Source organism: Frondihabitans sp. GW821-FHT04F02, from assembly GCF_059420045.1.
The window spans coordinates 1-20,357 of record NZ_JBWKSZ010000007.1 but is presented as its reverse complement, the minus strand read 5'-3'; the positions used below and the strand labels follow the sequence as shown (position 1 = coordinate 20,357).

16 protein-coding genes are annotated in these 20,357 nt (G+C 71.0%); 9 read left to right on the top strand and 7 right to left on the bottom strand.

Annotated features, from left to right (window positions below):
* Positions 1-510: 510 nt before the first annotated feature.
* Complete coding sequence (locus AC07TY_RS16590; RefSeq protein ID WP_494786049.1) at positions 511-2,052, top strand: hypothetical protein; 1,542 nt, start codon at positions 511-513, stop codon at positions 2,050-2,052.
* A 74-nt stretch (positions 2,053-2,126) separates the two neighbouring features.
* A complete protein-coding gene (locus AC07TY_RS16585; RefSeq protein WP_123506062.1) occupies positions 2,127-3,116 on the top strand; it encodes a cation diffusion facilitator family transporter in 990 nt (329 codons plus the stop codon).
* On the opposite strand, the gene AC07TY_RS16580 is transcribed toward AC07TY_RS16585, so the two are convergent.
* Both AC07TY_RS16580 and AC07TY_RS16575 read right to left on the bottom strand, forming a co-directional pair.
* The gene (locus tag AC07TY_RS16580) at positions 3,043-4,884 is read right to left on the bottom strand and encodes a hypothetical protein (RefSeq protein WP_494786048.1); all 1,842 of its coding nucleotides are present in this window, start codon (positions 4,882-4,884) and stop codon (positions 3,043-3,045) included. The genes AC07TY_RS16585 and AC07TY_RS16580 overlap by 74 nt on opposite strands.
* Before the next feature lie 156 nt (positions 4,885-5,040).
* The gene (locus tag AC07TY_RS16575; RefSeq protein ID WP_494786047.1) at positions 5,041-5,631 is read right to left on the bottom strand and encodes a TetR/AcrR family transcriptional regulator; all 591 of its coding nucleotides are present in this window, start codon (positions 5,629-5,631) and stop codon (positions 5,041-5,043) included.
* A 43-nt stretch (positions 5,632-5,674) separates the two neighbouring features.
* On the opposite strand from AC07TY_RS16575, the gene AC07TY_RS16570 reads away from it, so the two are divergent.
* From AC07TY_RS16570 to AC07TY_RS16555, 4 genes are read left to right on the top strand one after another with little or no spacing between them, the layout of a single operon-like run.
* Entirely contained in the window at positions 5,675-7,315 is a 1,641-nt protein-coding gene (locus AC07TY_RS16570) for an ABC transporter substrate-binding protein (protein WP_488625868.1), read from the top strand.
* 2 nt (positions 7,316-7,317) lie between these two features.
* Positions 7,318-8,250: an ABC transporter permease gene (locus AC07TY_RS16565; protein WP_123506065.1), complete on the top strand. Its 933-nt coding sequence runs from the start codon at positions 7,318-7,320 to the stop codon at positions 8,248-8,250.
* Positions 8,247-9,077: an ABC transporter permease gene (locus AC07TY_RS16560; RefSeq protein WP_488625867.1), complete on the top strand. Its 831-nt coding sequence runs from the start codon at positions 8,247-8,249 to the stop codon at positions 9,075-9,077. The genes AC07TY_RS16565 and AC07TY_RS16560 overlap by 4 nt, the downstream gene beginning before the upstream one ends.
* Positions 9,077-10,681 (top strand): dipeptide ABC transporter ATP-binding protein, encoded by a 1,605-nt coding sequence (locus AC07TY_RS16555; RefSeq protein ID WP_494786046.1) that lies wholly within the window; start codon positions 9,077-9,079, stop codon positions 10,679-10,681. The genes AC07TY_RS16560 and AC07TY_RS16555 overlap by 1 nt, the downstream gene beginning before the upstream one ends.
* 116 nt (positions 10,682-10,797) lie before the next feature.
* Here AC07TY_RS16555 and proP read toward each other — a convergent pair whose 3' ends face one another.
* Positions 10,798-12,273 (bottom strand): glycine betaine/L-proline transporter ProP, encoded by a 1,476-nt coding sequence (proP, locus tag AC07TY_RS16550; protein ID WP_494786045.1) that lies wholly within the window; start codon positions 12,271-12,273, stop codon positions 10,798-10,800.
* Between the two features lie 208 nt (positions 12,274-12,481).
* Here proP and valS point away from each other — a divergent pair, with 208 nt between their 5' ends.
* Positions 12,482-15,079 (top strand): valine--tRNA ligase, encoded by a 2,598-nt coding sequence (valS, locus tag AC07TY_RS16545; protein ID WP_494786044.1) that lies wholly within the window; start codon positions 12,482-12,484, stop codon positions 15,077-15,079.
* Entirely contained in the window at positions 15,079-15,333 is a 255-nt protein-coding gene (locus tag AC07TY_RS16540; protein WP_494786043.1) for a hypothetical protein, read from the top strand. Before valS ends, AC07TY_RS16540 begins: the two co-directional genes overlap by 1 nt.
* Positions 15,334-15,456: 123 nt before the next feature.
* Here the strand turns inward: AC07TY_RS16540 and AC07TY_RS16535 are convergent, their stop codons facing one another.
* The 4 genes from AC07TY_RS16535 to AC07TY_RS16520 all read right to left on the bottom strand — a co-directional run bounded on the left by AC07TY_RS16535 (position 15,457) and on the right by AC07TY_RS16520 (position 18,105).
* Positions 15,457-16,227, bottom strand: coding sequence for a hypothetical protein (locus AC07TY_RS16535; RefSeq protein WP_494786042.1), 771 nt, complete (start codon positions 16,225-16,227; stop codon positions 15,457-15,459).
* 237 nt (positions 16,228-16,464) lie between these two features.
* A complete protein-coding gene (locus tag AC07TY_RS16530) occupies positions 16,465-17,271 on the bottom strand; it encodes a methyltransferase domain-containing protein (protein ID WP_488625862.1) in 807 nt (268 codons plus the stop codon).
* Positions 17,272-17,308: 37 nt separating this feature from the next.
* The gene (locus tag AC07TY_RS16525) at positions 17,309-17,509 is read right to left on the bottom strand and encodes a hypothetical protein (RefSeq protein WP_123506073.1); all 201 of its coding nucleotides are present in this window, start codon (positions 17,507-17,509) and stop codon (positions 17,309-17,311) included.
* Positions 17,506-18,105: an ArsR/SmtB family transcription factor gene (locus AC07TY_RS16520; protein ID WP_123506074.1), complete on the bottom strand. Its 600-nt coding sequence runs from the start codon at positions 18,103-18,105 to the stop codon at positions 17,506-17,508. Before AC07TY_RS16520 ends, AC07TY_RS16525 begins: the two co-directional genes overlap by 4 nt.
* Before the next feature lie 83 nt (positions 18,106-18,188).
* Here AC07TY_RS16520 and AC07TY_RS16515 point away from each other — a divergent pair, with 83 nt between their 5' ends.
* Positions 18,189-20,249, top strand: a complete 2,061-nt coding sequence (locus tag AC07TY_RS16515; RefSeq protein WP_494786041.1) for a M3 family metallopeptidase — start codon at positions 18,189-18,191, stop codon at positions 20,247-20,249.
* Positions 20,250-20,357 lie beyond the last annotated feature (108 nt).

Genomic DNA, 20,357 nt, shown 5'->3' with positions numbered 1-20,357 from the left:
GGACGCCCGCCGGAGACTGCCGGAGGTCGCGGTACCACCCCGCTTGCCCTCCCGCGGTGGCGAGGGCCCCTTCTTCTGCGGCTGTGACGGGCCTGCCCCGCTCGGGTCTAGTGGAGCACGCCTGGTGCGGCGTACGCGTTCTTCCGAGTGCTCCCCGGTGATGGCCGGATCGATGCTCGCCCGAGTCTACCTGAGACGAGGTGACCCTCGTGGAGGGGCGTGACTTCAGCTCTCGGCGGTCCGCGGCGACCACCTCGGCGCTACGCCGAGAGCGGAACGGGGGCGGCGGATGTCCCCCGAAGCACGGACATATCGCGCGTCATTGTCCCCGAAAAGTACGACAGACAGCCCGTATCAGTCCCCCAAAGCGGGGATTTGTTCACCTTTCACCGCATGTCTAAGGTTGAGCGATCAACGAGGCGCTCACCACGCTTCGCCTTCACTTGTCGCGCTGGATCAGGCGCGTGACCTCGCGGCGCGTTCGGGCGCGCCCAGCTAGGAGACACTTCCGTGAGCTTTGACAAGAAACAGCCCTTCGAGATGAAGCGGCGCACGAAGCGAAGCGCGCTTGCGCTCGGCCTGGCGATCCTCGTCGCGGCCCCGCTGGCGAGCGGCGTGCAGCTGGCGCTCCCCGCCCCGCGCGCCGAGGCGGCCACCGTCGAGAAGGAGTCTCCGGACTTCGCGTCCGAGGTCTACGGCGATGCCTGGGACTACAGCAACTCCGGCGACGTGAACACCAACGCCGGTCGCACCCGCGGCATGAGCGTGTCGGGCGGCAAGCTGCACGTCAAGGTGGTCGGCGGCGACTACTTCTCGCCCGTCAACACCGTGCCCGGCGCCCTCTCGTACGGCCGCGACGGCAACAAGAGCCCCGTCAGCACGAGCCGCTACAACCACATGTCGTTCGAGATGACCCAGCCCGACAACGGCGTTGGCGCCATCTACTGGTTCACCTGCACCTCGATGCTCGCCACCTGCGCGGGCGGGCAGACCTTCAAGCTCTACCCGGGCACGCACGTCTACGACTTCGACCTCACCGCCAAGTCGACCGTCGGAGCCAAGAAGGCCTGGAAGGGCTCGCGCGTCGTCGGCATGCGCGTCGTCCCCTCCGTGACCGGATCCAAGACCAAGGTCATCTCGACGGCGTTCAACTGGATGCGCATCTACGACGACGTGACCACGCACGGCGCCTACCCGCCCGGCACCTACGACTACTTCTCGGTCAAGCCGCGCCCCCAGCCGGTCGTCGACAGCCCCAACACCACCCAGGGCAAGGACATCACTTCGGCCGAGGGCCTGCAGCAGTGGGTCTTCACCGGCGGCCGCGTCGCCGGCGTCGGCGTGAAGAACGCCACGGTCAAGTCGTACAGCTCGAAGGGCATGACCGCGACGAACTCCGGCTCGAAGCGGAACGATCCCGAGGTGCTCCTGGCGTCGCGCGCCTTCCCCGGCAGCAAGTACCGCTACCTGTCCATCGCCATGAAGTACGACGGCGGCTTCTCGCTCTCGTCGAACTCCGGCGGCGGCAAGATGGCCCGCTGGATCTGGGGCGTCAAGGGCACCTCCGTCTCGCAGGAGAGCAACGACATCGTCACCTACTCGGGCGCGAACGCCGGCACGATCAACGTCGACCTCGCCAAGGGCTCCGTGCTCGACGAGAACTCGAAGGCTCCGCGCCAGGGCTGGGCGGGCAAGACGATCACGTCGCTCCGCTTCGACCCCAACGAAGACCCGGGCGCCGCCACCTGGCACCTGCTCGCGCTGCACCTCCGTGCGGCTCCCGCGGCGAAGGCCAAGACGACGATCCAGTTCCACGATGCGGGCTGGGTCGCCGGAACCACCGCCACGATCAAGGTCGGCAAGAACGCCCCCGGCGGAACGGGCTACAAGACGGTCGCCTCCAAGATCTCGGTGTCGAAGGGCGTCAACTCGTTCGCCTGGAAGCTCGGCTCGCTCTCGGCTGGCGCGTACCACGTGCAGGTCACCCTCAACCACCCGGACGGCACCGCTGCGCTCGCCTACTCGAAGGCCGCGATCACGATGTCCAAGTAGGCACAGCGTCGAAGCAGGAGTCATCCTGCACTGTCTGCACCCGGCCGCTCGCGACCGGGTGCAGACTCGTCTGCATGACGACACCTGATGCCTCGCCCGACACGTCCAAGCCGGAGAGCAACACGACCGTCATCATCGCCTTCCTGGCGAACCTGCTGGTCGCGATCGCGAAGACCGTCGCGTCGTTGATCACCGGCTCCGCGTCGATGATCGCGGAGGCCGCGCACTCGTGGGCCGACACCGGCAACGAGATCTTCCTGTTCGTCGCCGACCGACGTGGCACGCGGGCCCGCGACGACGACCACCCCCTGGGCTACGGCAAAGAGACGTACGTCTGGTCGATGTTCGCGGCGTTCGGCCTCTTCACGGTCGGCGCGGTCGTCTCGATCTACCACGGCATCTCGGAGCTCGGGGCGACCGAGGCCGACGGCGACTTCCTGATCAACTACATCGTCCTCGGCGTCGCGGCCGTGCTCGAGGGCACGTCCTTCCTGCAGGCGCTGCGCCAGGCTCGCGGCGTCGCCGCGAAGCGCCGGATTCCGGTGCTGCGGCACGTGATCGGCTCGTCGAACGCCACGCTGCGCGCCGTGTTCTTCGAAGACGCCGCGGCCCTCATCGGCCTCGTGCTCGCGTTCCTCGGGATCCTGCTGCACCAGCTCACCGGCCTCGCCGTGTTCGACGCCATCGGGTCGATCCTGGTCGGCGTGCTGCTGGGTGTGGTCGCCGTCGTGCTGATCGACCGCAACCGCCGGTTCCTGATCGGCGAGAGCCCCTCCGACGAGGTCGAGTCGACCGTGCTGCGCCGCCTCCTCGAACGCGACGACATCAACCGGGTCACCTACCTGCACACCGAGTTCGTCGGGCCGGGCCGTCTCTACCTGGTGGCAGCCGTCGACATGGTGGGCAACGCCGACGAGGAGCACGTGGCCGTCGCCCTGCGCCGCGTCGAGCGCGCGCTCGAAGAGCACGACATCGTCGAGGAGGCCGTCCTCACCCTCTCCACGCCCGACGAGTCGAGCCTGGTGCCGACGCACGACGAGGCCAGGCCGGGGTCGCTCTCGTAGCGGGTCGCAGGCGCAGGAACTGCGCCCTCCGCCGCCGCACCCCGACCATCAGCGCGACCCCGAGAGCCACGAGGCCCGCGCCCGCGGCGAGCGCCGGAACGACCGGCGTCCCGGTGCCCGTCATCGCCAGCTCGGCGGGGTCGGCCTCCGCCCCGGCGACCTGTCCCGCCGGGGTCGCCCCTGCCGGGGTCGCCGCCGCGGCGCGACCGCCGCTGAGGTCGTACGCGATGAGCGGTCCGGCGACCGAGTACCTCGGCGTCTTCGACGCGGACGGCTCGGTGGCGAAGGCCGTCAGGAGGTAAGGGCCCGCCTTCAGCGTCACCCGGGTCGACCACTCGCCGTCGCGATTCACAATGATCCGGCCGTGGTCGGTCGGAAGGCGTCTCGAGACCGTTCCGGCGCGCGTGGGGATCTCCCCCGCCTCGATCGACGCGAAGAACGCCGGGTAGATCGTCGCGAGGCGCGCGAACGCGGATTCGGGCCGGCCCTGCAGCAGCACGATGTGGCCCCCCGGTGTGCCGGTGCCCGACACGGTGGTCGAGACGTAGCCCGGCCGGCCGGCGACGGGTGCGCCGCGGAGCTGGATCCCGTCGTCGCGGACGAGGTCGTCCAGGCCGACGGGGCTCTCGGTCTGCACCCGCTTCACCCGAGCGGCAGCGCCGGTCGGATCGGCTGCAGGGTGCGACCGGCGCTTCGCCCGCACGGCGTCGGCGTGGGCCGTCAGCGTCGGCGCCGCGAGAAGGCGTGCCAGCGACCCGTCGGAGCCCGGGTCGCCGAACGTCACATCGTCGAAGGAGGACGGGCGCGTGATGTCGGGCGCCACGACCGTCCCGGCCGGGGGCACGACGGTGATCGTGTGCGCGTTCGACAGGTCGGACGCGTGCGTGACCGGCTCGTAGAAGTCGCCGGGCCAGTACTCGACCTGGGCGGCCGAGATGCTGACCGTCCCGTAGAGCACGGCGGCGTCGGCCCGCCAGGTGCCGTCGTCCCCGACGGTGATGTCGTTCAGCTGGCCGCCGAGGGGCTGGCTGTCGAGCTGGCCGTACTCGTCGTAGGAGGGCGCGGTTCCTGCGTCGGCGAACATCAGCAGGATGTCGTCGCCCGGGGTGCCGGTGCCCGAGACCTGGAGGATCGACGAGTAGGCCGAGTAGCCGAACGGCAGCGGCTTCACTGTGAAGCCCGATCCGTCGGCCGGCGCGCCGAGAGCGGGCGCGGCGCTCGGCTCGGCATCGAAGACGAACTCGAGGTACGTCGGCACGAGGTCGGTCGTGCCGACACTCGCGTTCACGACGGCGAGGGTGTCGTAGGGCCCGTCGGCGGGAAAGGTCACCGTCAGCGAGAAGGTCCTCGCTGTCGTGGTCATGCTCGCGTAGGGGGTGTCGCGCCGCGAGAACGCCTCCCCCACACTGACGACGGCGCCGACCGGGGCGCGGCCCTCGACGACGACTGTGCGCGTATCGGGGCTCTGCACGAGGCCGTCCTCGTCGGTCAGCGGGGAGGTGACCGTGAGCTCGGGGCGGCGAGTGGCGGGTGCGGCTGCGCTCGAGCGCGCCGTCCGCGCGGATGCGGAGGCGGGTGCCGTCGGCGCAGATGCGGCGGAGGGTGCCGTCGGGCCGCTCGATGCCGCGGCCGTCGGGCTTCGCGTCACGGCAGCCGCCGGATCGCCCGACTCGGCGAAGGCCGAGACGGCGCCGAGCGCGCTAGCGCCGAAGACCAGCAGGAGTACGGCGGGCAGCGCGACGGCGGCCCGGAAGCTCGGGTTCTTCACGGGTGTCGGGTGGCTCTCGGCGTGGGTCGCGGGAACAGCCCCGCGCTCCGGCCCACCGCGAGCGAGGAAGACCGCCCCGTGATCTGAGTGGTGCTGCGAACATAACACTTCCCCAACAGCGTCCGCTGTCCCGGCCGCGCGACCGTCTGCGTCGACTCAGCCGAGGCCGAGCGCCACGGCGTCGACGGCCGGCGCGACGTGCGACGCCAGCTCGCCGCGGCCGATGCCCGCGCGTGCCCAGGCCACCGTGGCCGCACCCGCCGCCGCCAGCAGCGTCGCAGCCACGAGACGGGGTTGCGGGTCGTCCGGCCGCAGGCCGAGCCGCTCGGAGACAAACGTCGCGATGACGGCCTGGTGGGCGACGAACCGCGCGGCCCCCGATGCCACGAGGTCGTCGCCCAGCCGCATCGTCTCGCCCTGCGTGAGCGCCCAGGGCACGCGGGAGTCGTCGTGCGCGCGGGCCACGGCGGTGAGCGCCTCGGCGACCTCGCGCGCAGGAACTCCCCGCGGTACGGCACGCAGGCACCCCGGCAGCGCTTCGAGGCTCCGGTCGAGGTCGACCCAGAGAAGGTCGGCCTTCCCCCCGAAGTAGTTGAAGAACGTCGCCCGGCTGACGCCGGCCCGCTGAGCGATCTGGTCGACCGTCGTCTTCGCGTACCCGTTCTCGAGGAACAGCTCGGAGGCGGCGTCGGCCAGGATGTCGGCCGACGAGCGACGAGGCCGCCCGGCTCTACTAGACTCGGTCACGCTGTTTATTGTACTCAGTCTAGAAACTACGTTCGGAGCCCTTGTGCGCACCCCGCTTCTCGCAGTCGTCGGCACAGCAGCCGCGGCCGCCCTCGTCCTCGCCGGCTGCACGGCCACTGGCGGCGACGCCACCGGCACCGCCACGCCCGTCAGCGGCGGCACCCTCACCTACGCGACCGGCGACGCCGAGCCGACCTGCCTCGACCCGCACGTCGGCGGCAACTACCCGCAGGCGCTCGTCTCGACGCAGTACCTCGAGGAGCTCGTCTCGAAGAACTCCGACGGCGACGTCATCCCCTGGCTCGCGACGGCCTGGAAGCAGTCCGACGATGGCCTGAGCTGGACCTTCACTCTCAAGAAGGGCGTCTCCTTCACCGACGGCACCGCCTTCGACGCTGCCGCCGTGGTCGCCAACGTCGAGCACGTGAAAGACCCGAAGACGCTGTCGTCGACCGGCTACCTCGCCCTCGGCAAGGTCGACAAGGCCACGGCCGTCGACGCGCAGACCGTCCGCTTCGACCTGTCGAGCCCCGACAGCTCCCTGCTCGACTCGCTGTCTCAGCCCTGGCTCGCCATCGAATCGCCCACCGCCCTCAAGCGGAGCCAGGCGGTCAACTGCGAGTCGCCCGTCGGCACCGGGCCGTTCGAGGTGCAGAAGTGGGTCAAGCAGGAGTCGATCACCCTCGTCCGCAACTCCGACTACACGTCGCCGCCGAAGGACGCCGCGCACACCGGCGCGGCGTACCTCTCGAAGATCGTCTGGCGCTTCCTGCCCGACTCGGCCTCGCGCTACGCGGCCCTCCAGTCGGGCGAGGTCGACGTCATCGACAACGCGCAGCCCGACTCCCTCGTCGCGGCCGCCAAGAGCAGCCAGCTCAAGGCCATCGATGCCCCGCGCCCCGGCGCGAGCGACCGCCTCGAGCTGAACTCGAGCCAGGCGCCGTTCGACGACGAGAACGTCCGCCGCGCCTTCATCACCGGGGTCGCCGTGAACCCCGGCATCAAGTCGCTCTTCTTCGGCACCGCGAAGCGCTCCTACTCGCTGCTGTCGAGCGTCGAGAAAGACTCCTACTCCGACCCTTCGCTGTTCGCCATCGACACGGCGAACGCGAAGAAGCTGCTCGACCAGGCCGGCTGGACCGGCCGCGACAGCGACGGCTACCGCACGAAGGACGGCAAGCGCCTGACCGTCCGCTTCCCTGTCTCGACCAACCAGTCGATCCCCGCCGAGCGCTCGCTGTTCGAGCAGATCCAGCAGGAGGCCAAGGGCCTCGGCTTCGACGTCGAGATCCAGCAGCTCGACCTGTCGAGCTGGTACGGCGCTCTGGCCGCTCACAAGTACGAGATCGTCAGCGCCCCGTACACGAAGGTCGGCCCCGGAGTGCTCGACATCCTCTACAACTCGTCGAGCATCACCCCGGCGCCGAGCGGCTACTTCGCGAACAACGCGCAGGTCGACTCGAAGCAGGTCGACTCGCTGCTCGCCGAGGCCAGCGCCGAGCCGTCCGAGACGAAGCGCCACGACCTGTACGACCAGGTGCAGAAGATCGTTCTCGAGGGCTACTACGTGCTCCCGCTCTACGACCAGCAGAACCACTACCTGTACCGGACAGCCGTGCACGGCCTGCGCGCGATGCCGACGGTCTCGACGCCCAGCCTCTACGACGCCTGGCTGCAGAAGTAGCGGTGCCGGCCGTCCGCTGGGTCGGCTCCCGCGTGGTGGGAGCCGTGGTCGTCCTCTGGGCGGTCGCGACCCTCATCTTCTTCGCGATCCGCCTGGTGCCCGGCGACCCCGCCGAGGCGATCCTCGGCGGGCCCGGCTCGCAGGCCTCCCAGGCGTCGCTCGACCTGGTCCGGCGCGAGTACGGCCTCGACCGGCCCCTCCTCGTGCAGTACCTCGACCAGCTCGGCCGCCTGGCGACGGGCCACCTCGGCGAGTCGTACTCGCTGAAGCAGCCCGTCGCGGCCGTCCTCGCCGCCCAGGTGCCGCCGACGCTCACGCTCGCCGCCCTGTCGCTCGTGGCGGCGTGGCTGCTCGCGATCGGCGTCGCCTGGTGGAGCTCCGGCTCGGGCCGGGTCGCGAACGCGGTGGCGTCGGGGCTCGAGGTCGTGGCGTCGGCGGTGCCGCACTTCCTGCTGGGGAGCGTGCTGATCGTCGTGCTCTCGACCTCGCTCGGGCTCCTGCCGCCGGTGAGCACCGGAACCGCGTCGGGGATCGTCCTGCCGGTGATCACGCTGGCGATCCCGGTGGCGGGGTTCCTCGGCCAGGTCACGCGCGACTCCCTGCTCGACGCGGCCGCGGCGCCGTTCGCCCTCACCGCTCGCGCCCGCGGCGAGTCGCGCTCCGGCGTCTTCTGGCGGCACCTGCTCCGCCACGCTGCCCTCCCCGGCCTCGCGCTGTCGGGCTGGGCCTTCGGCTCGCTGCTGTCGGGAGCGATCGTGGTCGAGTCGCTGTTCGCGAGGCCCGGTCTCGGCCGCACGCTGCTCGACGCGGTGACCCTGCGCGACATCCCGCTGGTGACCGGCGTGGCCCTCGTGTCGGCCCTGGCGTACGTGCTCGTGGTGGCCCTGGGCGACCTTGCCGAGCGACTCGTCGACCCGCGGGGAGGCCGGGCATGACGATGATCGCCGCGCTTCCGCGGGTGAGGTTCGCGCCCCGAGTTCCTGCGCTCGTGGCGTCTGTGCTGCTGCTCGCCGTGCTCGTCGCCGCCGTCTGGCCGGAGCTGATCGCCCCTGTCGACCCGCTGGCGATCCACCCCGCCGACGCGTTCCAGGCGCCGTCGGCCGCGCACCCCTTCGGCACCGACGACTCGGGCCGCGACCTCTTCGCCCGCGTCGTGCACGGCGCCCGCGCCTCGCTGCTGATCGGCGTCGCGGCCACCGCCATCGGAGTCGCCCTCGGCCTCGTCCTCGGCATCGCCGCCGCCGTCGGCTCGCGCATCACCGACATCGCGGTCAGCCGCCTGCTCGAGGTGCTGTTCGCGCTGCCCGGGCTGCTCCTGGCGCTCGTGATCATCGCGTTCGCCGGGCCGGGGCCGATCCCGGCGACCGTGGCCGTGGGGCTGGCGACGGCGCCCGGATACGCCCGGATCTTCCGCAGCCGCATCCGCGCGGTCGCCTCCTCGGAGATGGTCGAGGCCGCCCGCGTGCTCGGGCGCCGGCCGTCGGTGCTGCTCGTGCGGCACGTGCTCCCGAACGCGCTGGCGCCGGTCGTCGTGCTCGCCACGCTCGGCGTCGGGCAGGCGATCGTCTGGGCCTCGTCGCTGTCGTACCTCGGCCTCGGCTCGCCGCCGCCCGCGCCGGAGTGGGGCGCCATGCTCGAGGCCGGGCGCACCTACCTCGCCGTGGCCCCGTGGATGACGGTGTTCCCGGGGCTCGCCATCGTTGCGACCGCGGCTGCGACCACCGTCCTCGGGCGGGCGCTGACGGCGCGGGGGCGTTCCTGATGGCCGGCTCGCGGCGCCTCACCGTCGACGGCCTTCGGGTCGCGTTCGGCGGCGTCGAGGTGGTCCGCGGCGTCTCGTTCACTCTCGACGCCGGCGAATGCGTGGCCCTCGTCGGCGAGTCCGGCTCGGGCAAGAGCGTGACGGCGCGCGCCCTCCTCGGCCTGGCCGGCGGCACGGTCACCGCCCACGCCCTCACCCTCGACGACACCGACCTCGCGACCCTCGGCGAGCGCGACTGGCGCCGGATCCGCGGCCCCCGCATCGGCCTCGTGCTCCAGGACGCCCTCGTCTCGCTCGACCCGCTCCGCCCGATCGCCCGCGAGATCGACGACCCGCTGCGGCTGCACTCCCGCCTGACCCGCCAGGAGCGCGCCGCCCGCGTCCTGGAAGTGCTCGACGAGGTCGGCATGCCCTCGCCCGAGACACGGTCACGGCAGCGGTCCGGCGAGCTGTCCGGCGGCCTGCGGCAGCGCGCCCTGATCGCGGCGGCGCTCGCCCTGCGGCCCGGCGTCCTGATCGCCGACGAGCCGACGACCGCGCTCGACGCCGAGGTGCAGCGGCAGGTCGTCGACCGGCTGGCACGGCTCCGCGATGAAGGAACATCGGTGCTCGCCATCAGCCACGACCTCGGTGCGGTGCGCCGCCTGGCCGACCGTGTCGTCGTGCTCCGCGACGGAGAAGCCGTCGAGCAGGGCCCGACCGAGCAGATCCTCGACGCGCCGACCCATCCGTACACGCAGGCCCTCGTCGCGGCTCTCCCGCATGGCAAGCCCCGCGGCACGCGGCTGTCGGTCGTCGCCTCGGGGCGCAGGAACTCCGGAACGCCGACCCCTCAAGCGCCGACGGCCGAATCCTCCCCCGTCGTGCTCTCCGCCCGCCGCCTCACTCGGCGCTTCGGCGACTTCACCGCCGTCGACGACGTGTCGCTCGAGCTCCGCGCCGGCGAGACGCTCGGCCTGGTGGGCGCGTCCGGGTCGGGCAAGACGACGACGGCCCGCCTGCTGCTGGGCCTCGACGCTCCCGACGCCGGAGAGGTCGCCCTGCTCGGCGCCCCGTGGAACCCCCTGCCCGAGCGGGAGCGCCGCCCTCGCCGGGCCGCCCTCGGCGCCGTCTACCAGGATGCCCTCTCGTCGTTCGACCCCCGCATGACCGTCGGGCGCATCCTCGTCGACGCGCTCACCGCCGGCCGCGCGACCCGGCCGGGCCGGGCCCGCCTCCCGGACGTCGAGCGCGTGCTCCGCGAGGTCGGGCTCGACCCCGCCGTCGCCGCCCGGCTGCCCCGCACCCTGTCGGGAGGCCAGCGCCAGCGGGTCGCCATCGCCCGGGCGCTGGCGCCGTCACCCCGCGTCGTCGTGTGCGACGAGCCGGTGTCGTCGCTCGACGTCACGGTGCAGGCGCAGGTGCTCGACCTGCTCGACGAGCTGCAGCGCGAGCGCGGGCTCGCCTACGTCTTCATCTCGCACGACCTCGACGTCGTGCGGCACCAGAGCGACCGCGTCGCCGTGATGTCGGCCGGCCGCGTCGTGGAGCAGGGCCCCGCCGAGCAGGTCTTCACCGCGCCCGAGCACCCGTACACGCGGGCGCTCCTCGCCGCGGCCACCTAGCTGCCCGCCCGGCGCCTGGGCCGCCCCGCCCCCGCCGCACCACGATCCCGACATCCGGGACCGAGATCGCGACATGGCACCACGGTTTCCCGTGGTGCCATGTCGCGATCGTGGGCCTAGCGCCCCGCCGGCACGATGTCGATCGGCCCGGACGCCGCGAACTCCACGGCCCAGTCGGCCTGCGCGACCTCGCTCGACTCGTCGGCGTAGGCGGCGATGAGCTCCTCGGCCTCCTCCTCGGTGGCGACCGAGGGGCCCGACCCGAGCAGCGGGATGTTGGCCGTCTCCTTGGTGAACCAGACGGCGACGAGCCCGATCACGGCCGCGATCATCAGGTAGAACGCCGGGATGTCGTTCGCCCACGCGAAGCCGCTCTTCGTGGCCCAGGCGACGAGCGACTCGGTGACGAGCGGCGTGGTGCCGCCGAACAGCGAGACCGACACGTTGAACGCGATGGCCAGGGCGCCGTAGCGGATGATCGTCGGGAACAGCGCCGGGAGCGTGGAGGGCATCGTCGACGTGAACGTGACGAGCACGAGGCCGAGCAGCAGCAGGCCGACGAAGACAAGCACGGTCGACTCGGTCTGCACCAGCTTGAGCGCGGGCCACGAGAGCACCAGGAAGCCGAGGCAGCCGGCGAACAGAACGGGTCGGCGGCCGAAGCGGTCCGACAGGCGCCCGCCGAGCCCGATGACGGCCATCATCAGCACCATCACGACGATCACGAGGATGAGCCCGTTGGTCGCATCGCGGCCGAGGGTCGACGTGAGGTACGTCGGCATGTACGACAGCAGCATGTAGTCGGTGACGTTGAAGACGAGCACGAGGCCGATGCAGACGAGCAGCGCGCGCCAGTTCTCGGCGAACAGGCGGAAGAACGGCGTCTTGGCCGACTCGCGCGACGCGGCCTCCTCCTGCTGCTTCTGGAAGGCCGGCGTCTCCTCGAGCTTCAGGCGCAGGTAGAGGCCGACGAGGCCGAGGGGCCCGGCGACCAGGAACGGGATCCGCCAGCCCCAGCTCAGCAGCACCTCCTCCGACATGGCGAACTGCAGCACCGTCACGAGCGAGGCGCCGAGCACGTAGCCGCCGAGAGTGCCGAACTCGAGCCACGAGCCCATGAACCCGCGGCGCTTGTCGGGCGAGTACTCCGCGATGAACGTCGCGGCCCCGCCGTACTCCCCGCCGGTCGAGAAGCCCTGCACGAGGCGGGCCACGAGCAGCAGGAGGGGTGCCCAGACGCCGATGGTGTTGAAGTCGGGGAGGAAGCCGATGGCGAAAGTTCCTGCGGCCATCATGATCATCGTCACGGCCAGCACCTTCTGACGGCCGATGCGGTCGCCGAGCGGGCCGAAGACCGCGCCGCCGATGGGCCGGACCACGAACGCCGCCGTGAACGTCGCGAAGGTCAGGATCACGCTGAGCGTCGGGCTGAGCGAGGGGTAGAAGACTCGGGCGAGGGTGGTGGTGAGGTAGGCGAACACCCCGAAGTCGAACCATTCCATGCCGTTCCCGAGGGCGGCGGCGGCGACGGCTCGCTTGAGCAGGGGCTCTTCGACGACGGTCACGTCATCATTCGTCAGTCTTCTTCTCATACGCGGTTCACTCCAGTTATCGACACGCGCCACCGGCACGGCGGCACAAAAAACTCCGAAAGCTTACCAGATGTCAGTATTTCGCTGCAGGGAGTGCACTCCCGAGGCCCGTCTCGGGGCGCAGGAACTGCCCTGACGTAGACTGGCCCGCAGCACATTCAGGCACCTCACCACCGACACGGTGCCGCCCATACCGAAGGAGTACGCGATGCCCAGACCCATGCCAGAGAAGCCCGCCCTCGAAGGCCTCGAAGGGGTCTGGGGCCCCGCCTGGGAGACCGCGGGAACGTACAAGTTCGACCGGGCGAGCGCGTCGAAGGCCACCGTCTTCTCGATCGACACTCCCCCGCCGACGGCCTCCGGGTCGCTGCACATCGGCCACGTCTTCAGCTACACGCACACCGACGTCAAGGCGCGCTTCGAGCGCATGCGCGGCAAGAGCGTCTTCTACCCCATGGGCTGGGACGACAACGGCCTGCCCACCGAGCGTCGCGTGCAGAACTTCTACGGCGTGCGCTGCGACCCGACGCTCCCCTACGACGCCGACTTCACGCCGCCGTTCGAGGGCGGCGACAACAAGTCGTCGAAGGCCGCCGACCAGATCCCGATCTCGCGCCGCAACTTCATCGAGCTCTGCGAGCGCCTCACGGTCGAAGACGAGAAGCAGTTCGAAGACGTCTGGCGCAAGCTCGGCCTGTCGGTCGACTGGACCCAGTCGTACCGCACCATCGGCGACGACTCGCAGGCCGTCGCGCAGAAGGCGTTCCTCCGCAACCTCGCGCGCGGCGAGGCCTACCAGGCGCAGGCCCCCACGCTGTGGGACGTCACCTTCCGCACCGCGGTCGCCCAGGCCGAGCTCGAAGACAAGGACATGCCGGGCGCCTACCACACGCTCGCGTTCCACGGACCGGCCGGCGACGTGCTCATCAAGACCACCCGCCCCGAGCTGCTCCCCGCCTGCGTCGCGCTGGTCGCGCACCCCGACGACGAGCGCTACCAGGGCCTGTTCGGCACGACGGTGAAGACGCCGCTGTTCGACGTCGAGGTTCCGGTGCTCGCTCACCACCTCGCCCAGAAAGACAAGGGCTCTGGCATTGCCATGGTCTGCACGTTCGGCGACACGACCGACGTCGTGTGGTGGCGCGAGCTCGACCTGCCCAACCGCTCGGTGATCGGCTTCGACGGCCGCTTCGTCTCCGAGGCGCCCGACGTCATCGTGTCGGAGGCCGGCACGGCCGCCTACGGCGAGCTCGCCGGCAAGACCGTGTTCAGCGCGAAGGCCGCCATCGTGGCCCTGCTGCAGGAGTCCGGCGAGATGCAGGGCGAGATCGAGAAGATCACCCACCCGGTCAAGTTCTTCGAGAAGGGCGACAAGCCGCTCGAGATCGTGTCGACCCGCCAGTGGTACATCGTCAACGGCGCCCGCGACGAGGCTCTCCGCGAGACGCTCCTCACGCGCGGCGAGGAGGTCGCGTTCCACCCCGACTTCATGCGCGTGCGCTACGAGAACTGGGTCAAGGGGCTCTCGGGCGACTGGCTCATCTCGCGACAGCGCTTCTTCGGCGTGCCGATCCCGGTCTGGTATCCGCTCGACGGCGACGGCAACCCCGTCTTCGACAGCGCCATCGTGCCGAGCGAGGCCCAGCTGCCCGTCGACCCGTCGAGCGACACCGCCCCCGGCTACGACGAGTCGCAGCGCGGCGTGCCCGGAGGCTTCCAGGGCGAGGTCGACGTGATGGACACCTGGGCGACCTCCTCGCTGACCCCCCAGCTCGCGGGCAAGTGGGAGTCCGACCCCGAGCTGTTCGACCTCGTCTACCCGTACTCGCTGCGCCCGCAGGGCCAGGACATCATCCGCACCTGGCTGTTCTCGACCGTGCTGCGCGCGCAGCTCGAGGGCGACACCGTGCCGTGGAAGAACGCCTCGATCTCGGGCTTCATCGTCGACCCCGACCGCAAGAAGATGTCGAAGTCGAAGGGCAACGTGGTGACGCCCGCGGCCATGCTCGACGATCACGGCTCCGACGCGGTCCGCTACTGGGCCGCCTCGTCGCGCCTGGGCACCGACGCGGCGTTCGACCCGCAGAACCCGAAGCAGATCAAGGTCGGCCGCCGCCTCGCGATCAAGGTGCTCAACGCCGCCAAGTTCGTCTACTCGTTCCCGGAGCCCGTCGAGGGCGCCGCTGTCACCGAGGCCCTCGACGTCGACCTGCTGGCGAACTTCGCCGCCGTCATCGAGGCAGCCACCACGGCTCTCGAGAACTACGACCACGCGAAGGCGCTCGAGACGACCGAGAAGTTCTTCTGGACGTTCTGCGACGACTACCTCGAGCTCGTCAAGGAGCGCGCGTACGGCGCCACCTCGACTCCCGAGGCCCAGTCGTCGGCGGTGCTCGCGCTCCGCTCGACCATCGACGGCCTGCTCCGCCTGCTCGCGCCCTACCTCCCCTTCGCCACCGAAGAGGTCTGGTCGTGGACCTACGACACCTCCGTCCACACGGCCGCCTGGCCCACGGCGCAGGAACTCGGGGCGGTCACCTCCCCGTCCGGGCTCCTCGAGCTCGTCGGCGAGGCGCTGATCTCGATCCGCCGCGCGAAGACCGACGCCAAGGCGTCGCAGAAGACGCCGGTGACGTCGGCCGTCGTCGTGGCCCCCGAGGCGTCGCTCGCGCTGCTGCGCACGGCCGCGGCCGACCTCTCGGCCGTCGGACGCATCGAGACGCTGACCTTCGCTGCCGGCGAGGAGCTCGCCGTGAGCGACATCGTGCTGGCCGAGCAGCCGTCGTCGACGGACTCGGCAGTCTGATGCAGCTGGGAACGCGCTGGTCGGTCGGGGGCCAGACCCCCGACCGGCTCCCGGTCGCGGTCGTCGAGGCCGTCGCCCGCGTCGAGGCCGAGCTGGCCTCGCAGGCCGTCGACGCGTCGACCTGGCGCTGGACGCTCACCTGGCTCGAGCGCAAGCCGGTCGTCGAGCTCGACGACGGCACCGTCATCCGGTACGACGCCGCGGCCGACACGGCGTCGGTGCACGAGCCGGTCGACGGCGAGGAGCTCGACTAGCCCGCCGCCGCTCCCCATCGGGCTCGCCCCGCCGAAACGGCTCAGCCCCTCCGTCTGCACGGAGGGGCTGAGCCGTTTCGGCGGGCGGCGCAGCCCCAGTAAGCGGGGCCGCGCGTCCGTCGGTCAGCAGGTGGCCAGAGGGATCTCCTCGCGGGTCACCGTCTTGATCGCCTTCGAAGGGCCCTGCGAGATGCCGAAGACCACGAACTGCGACAGCTTGTCGGCGGGGATCTCGAACGAGAAGCCGACGGTGGCGTTCGAGAGTCCGTACTTCTTCTTCACGTCAGCCCGCGAGAGGTTCGCCGTGTGGCGGAACGCCTTGGTCACGCCGGTCGTCGCGACGGTGTAGACGTCGACGGTACCCGGACCAGCGGACTTCTGCGGGTCGAACGACCAGCCGGTCAGCCGGATGCGCGGCGTGGTGGTTCCCGGCGTGGGGCACGCTCCGACGGCCGAGTCGAGGTGGGAGATCGCCGACGACGGCACGCCGATGAGGTACTGGCGGTTCAGGATCTTCGTGGCTCCGGTCGAACTCGTGATGCTCGCTGCGACCGTGACGCGGCCGGCCGAGTCGCGCCCCGGCGGCACGGGCACGACTTCGTCGAAGCCGTAGGCCTTCGACGTGGTCCCGAGGGCCGCGGCTACGTCTGCGCGCGGCCTGTCTGCCTTGATTTTCTCGATGACGGTGCCCTGGATGCTGATCGCGACCGTGGTCGTCTTCGCGTCCACGGCTGCCCAGCCCCGGACACGGACCGCGTTCAGTCCCGACAACGTGACCGAGTCGACGTGACCGTCGGTCGGCGTCGCGGCGTTGGCGGCGAGCGGCGCTGCGAGCAGCGCTCCGGCGGCGAGAGTGCCGGCCACGAGTGCGGCGATGATGCGTGTGGTGCGCATGGTGATCCTTCTCTGTGCGGCTCCCCCCTGGAGCCGATGCGTCCATCGTGCTCCGCGCCCGACCCGGAGGGTATAGGCCGCTCGGCTGAACCTGCGCCGCCCCACTGCATCCCTCGGCTACTCCTTTCACCCCGCCGATCACGGTCCCGTAACGGTCTGCCGCTCCCGCCGCCGTCCACCCCGCGTTCCGGCACCCGCGCAACGCGGCGGCCTTGGTCGGGTGCCGCTTCGCAGGGGCTACGCGCGGGCGAGGAGCTCGCCGTGGGGCATCGCGAAGAAGCCGTCGGGGGCGTCGCGCCACGCGAGCCAGGCGTCGGAGATCGCCCGCAGCTCGAGGTCGGTGGCGGCGCCCTTCTCGATCGCGTCGGCGTAGAACGCCGACTCGAGCGCCCGCGCGGCCCACGACTCGCCCCACCAGGTGCGCTCCGCGTCAGACGAGTAGCACCAGATCGACGCCGACGACTCGAAGTCGGTCAGGCCGGCCTCGAGCGCCCACCCCTTGAGGTGGCGCCCGGCGTCCGGCTCGCCGCCGTTGCCGCGGTGGACGAGCTGGTAGACCGTCATCCAGTGGTCGAGGCCGGGGTTCTCAGGGGCCCAGATCGTGCCCCGGTAGTCGACGTCGCGCACGGCGATCAGCCCGCCGGGCTTCGCCACGCGGCGCATCTCGACGAGGGCGGCCACCGGATCGGCGACGTGCTGCAGCACCTGGTGGGCGTGCACGACGTCGAAGGTGTCGTCGGGGAACGGCAGGGAGTACAGGTCGGCGGTCTGGAAGACGGCGTTGGCGAGTTCCTGCGCCGAGGCGAGCTCGGTGGCCGCGGCGACGATCTGGGCCGACGAGTCGATTCCGACGACGCGACCGGCTGACAGGATGCGGGCGAAGTCGACCGTGATGGTGCCGGGGCCGGCTCCGACGTCGAGGAGCGTCATGTCGGGCGCGAGGTGCGGGAGGAGGTACGCGGCGGAGTTCTCGGCGGTGCGCCAGGTGTGGCTGCGCAGGACGCTCTCGTGGTGGCCGTGGGTGTACTTCTCGCCGCTGCTCATGCCCTGACGTTAGCGGACGAGCGGGTGTCGACGAGCGTCAGCGGAACGTCGTGTGCCGGATGCCGTCGCGCACGAGCATGTCGGCGAACGGATCGCCGTCGGAGCGGTTCGGCGCTTCGGCGAGACTCGCGACGCGACTCGACCGGCGACGCGACCAGGCCACGAGTGCGAGGCCGGCCTGCAGAAGGAGGCGGTCGAACGGCGAGCCGGGGCGGGTGGAGTGGAGTGCGGCGGTCATCGGTGTTCTCCTTCGACGTGGGGTGCGTCGGCGATCGGGAAGGCGTTGAAGTGGATCTGGACGCGGCGGGCACCCGGACGGGGCTCGCGCGCACGCAGCGGTGCGATGTGCTGCTCGTAGAAGGCGGTGAAGGCCTGGCCGATCTCGCGCAGCTCGTCGCGGGTGGCCGAGAGGTTCAGGGTGTCGAGAGTCGAGGCCTCGTACCAGTCCTTGCCGACGTCTTCGGCGCGGTCCTGGAACTGGGCGAGCAGGCCCGCGCGCACGCGCTCCCACTCGCGGCCCACCATCTGGGCCGCTGCTCGGCCGGCGGCGGTGTCATGGTCGAAGACCGACACCGAGACGCTACCCGGAGAGCGCTCCCACCAGCGCTCGCGACCCGAGCCTCGGCCCTCGACCTCGCGGACGAGGCCGTGCCGGGCGAGCTGACGCAGGTGGTAGCTCGTCGAGCCGCTCGACTCGCCGAGACGTTCGGCCAGGCCGCTGGCGGTGGCCGGGCCGTAGTTCGAGAGCGCCTCGTAGAGCTCGACCCGCAGGGGGTGCGCCATGGCGCGGAGGGCACCGGCGTCGAGTGCTCTGTCGTTCGGCTTGTCGCTCATGTCTCGATCGTACGACCGCAAAGAAATCTTTGCAAGCATTTCTTTGCAAGCATGTCTTTGCATCTGCGTCATAGGGTGGAGGAATGACGAATCCGTTCTTCGAACCGAGCCCTCTCCCCTACGCTCTCCCGCCGTTCGAGCGGATCTCGGACGACGACTACCTGCCCGCCTTCGAGGCCGGCTTCGCCGAGCAGCTCGCCGAGATCGAGGCCATCGCCTGCGACCCGGCTCAGGCGACGTTCGAGAACACGGTCGTTCCGCTGCAGCAGAGCGGCCAGATCCTGTCGCGAGTCGAGCACGTCTTCTTCAACAAGTCCTCCAGCGACTCGAACGACGCCACCAACGCGCTCGAGCTCGAGCTGGCGCCGAGGCTGGCCGCGCACGCCGACACGATCCGCCTCGACCCGCGGCTCTCCGGTCGCGTCGCCGCCGTCTACGAGCAGCTCGGCACGGCCGCGACCGAGCACCTCACGCCGGAGGAGGTCTACCTCGTCGAGCGCCTGCACGACGAGTTCAGCCGGGCCGGCGCCGGCCTCGGCGACGACGCGAAGCGACGCCTGCGCGAGCTCAACGGCGCACTCTCGACGCTGACCACCCGCTTCGAGAAGAACCTTCTCGCCGACACGAACGAGCTCGCCGTCGTGGTCGACGACGTCGCCGAGCTCGACGGACTGGGCGAGGGCGAGATCGCGGGCCTCGGCCAGGCGGCGGCCGAGCGCGGGCTGGACGGGAAGTTCCTGATCTCGCTCGTGCTCTTCACCGGTCACCCGCTTCTGGCCTCGCTCACGAACCGGCCGCTGCGCGAACGGCTCCTTGCGGCTTCGATGGCGCGCGGCACCCACGGCGGCGAGTTCGACAACCGCGCTGTGCTCCTCGAGATCGTGCGGCTGCGGGCCGAGCGCGCGGCGCTGCTCGGCTTCGAATCGCACGCGGCGTATGTGACGGCAGGCCAGACTGCGGGCTCCCCCGAGGCCGTGCACGATCTGCTCACGCGCCTCGCGGCACCCGCGGCCCGCAACGCCCGCGCCGAGTGGGCCGACCTGCAGCGCCTCGCCGATGCCGACCCGGCCTTCCCCGACGGAGCCGACGTCGCCGCCCACGACTGGGCGTACTACACCGAGAAGGTCCGCGCCGAGAAGTACGACTTCGACGCCGCCGAGATGCGCCCCTACTTCGACGCCGAGCGCGTGCTTCGCGACGGCGTGCTCTACGCCGCATCGACCCTGTACGGCCTGACCTTCACCGAACGCACCGATCTGGTCGCCTACCATCCCGATGCCCGCGTGTTCGAGGTCGCCGGCGACGAGGGCGAGCCGGTCGGGCTCTTCGTGCTCGATCTCTACACGCGCGACTCCAAGCGCGGCGGTGCCTGGATGAACCCGCTCGTCTCGCAGTCAGGACTCTTCGGCACCCTGCCCGTCGTCGTCAACAACCTCAACGTCTCGAAGCCGCCGGCCGGCAGCCCCACGCTGCTCACGCTCGACGAGGTGACGACGATGTTCCACGAGTTCGGCCACGCCCTGCACGGCCTGATCGCACGCACCGAGTACCCGTACTTCTCGGGCACCAACGTGTACCGCGACTTCGTGGAGTTCCCGAGCCAGGTCAACGAGATGTGGCTGCTCTGGCCCGAGGTGCTCGAGCACTACGCCCTCCACCACGAGACCGGAGAGCCCATGCCTGCCGACCTCGTCGAGAAGCTCACGGCATCCGAGGGCTTCAACCAGGGATTCGAGACCTCCGAGTACCTCGCAGCCTCCCTCCTCGACCAGTCGTGGCACTCCCTGACGTTCGAGGCCGCTTCGGCCGTCGACGACGTCGCCGCGTTCCAGGCGCAGGAACTCGCCACCGCCGGCCTCGACAACCCCGCGGTCCCTCCCCGCTATGCGAGCACCTACTTCGCGCACACCTTCTCGGGGGGCTACGACGCCGGCTACTACTCCTACATCTGGAGCGAGGTGCTCGACGCCGACACCGTGGAGTGGTTCACGGCGAACGGCGGACTCACCCGGGCGAACGGGGCCCGCTTCGCGGAGCGGCTGCTCGGTGTCGGCGGCGCCAAGGACCCCCTCGAGGCCTACCGCGACTTCCGCGGCCGCGATGCCGAGGTCGCGCCGCTCCTGGTGCGCCGCCGCCTGCAGTAGCGCGGCGTCGGGGTACGCCGCCGCCGGGCAGCGTCGCGCGTGGCCCCGCGAGGTGGCCCTCCGCGTCGCCCCGGCCCCGGCGGCGCGACGCCCGCGGCCACCTCGGCG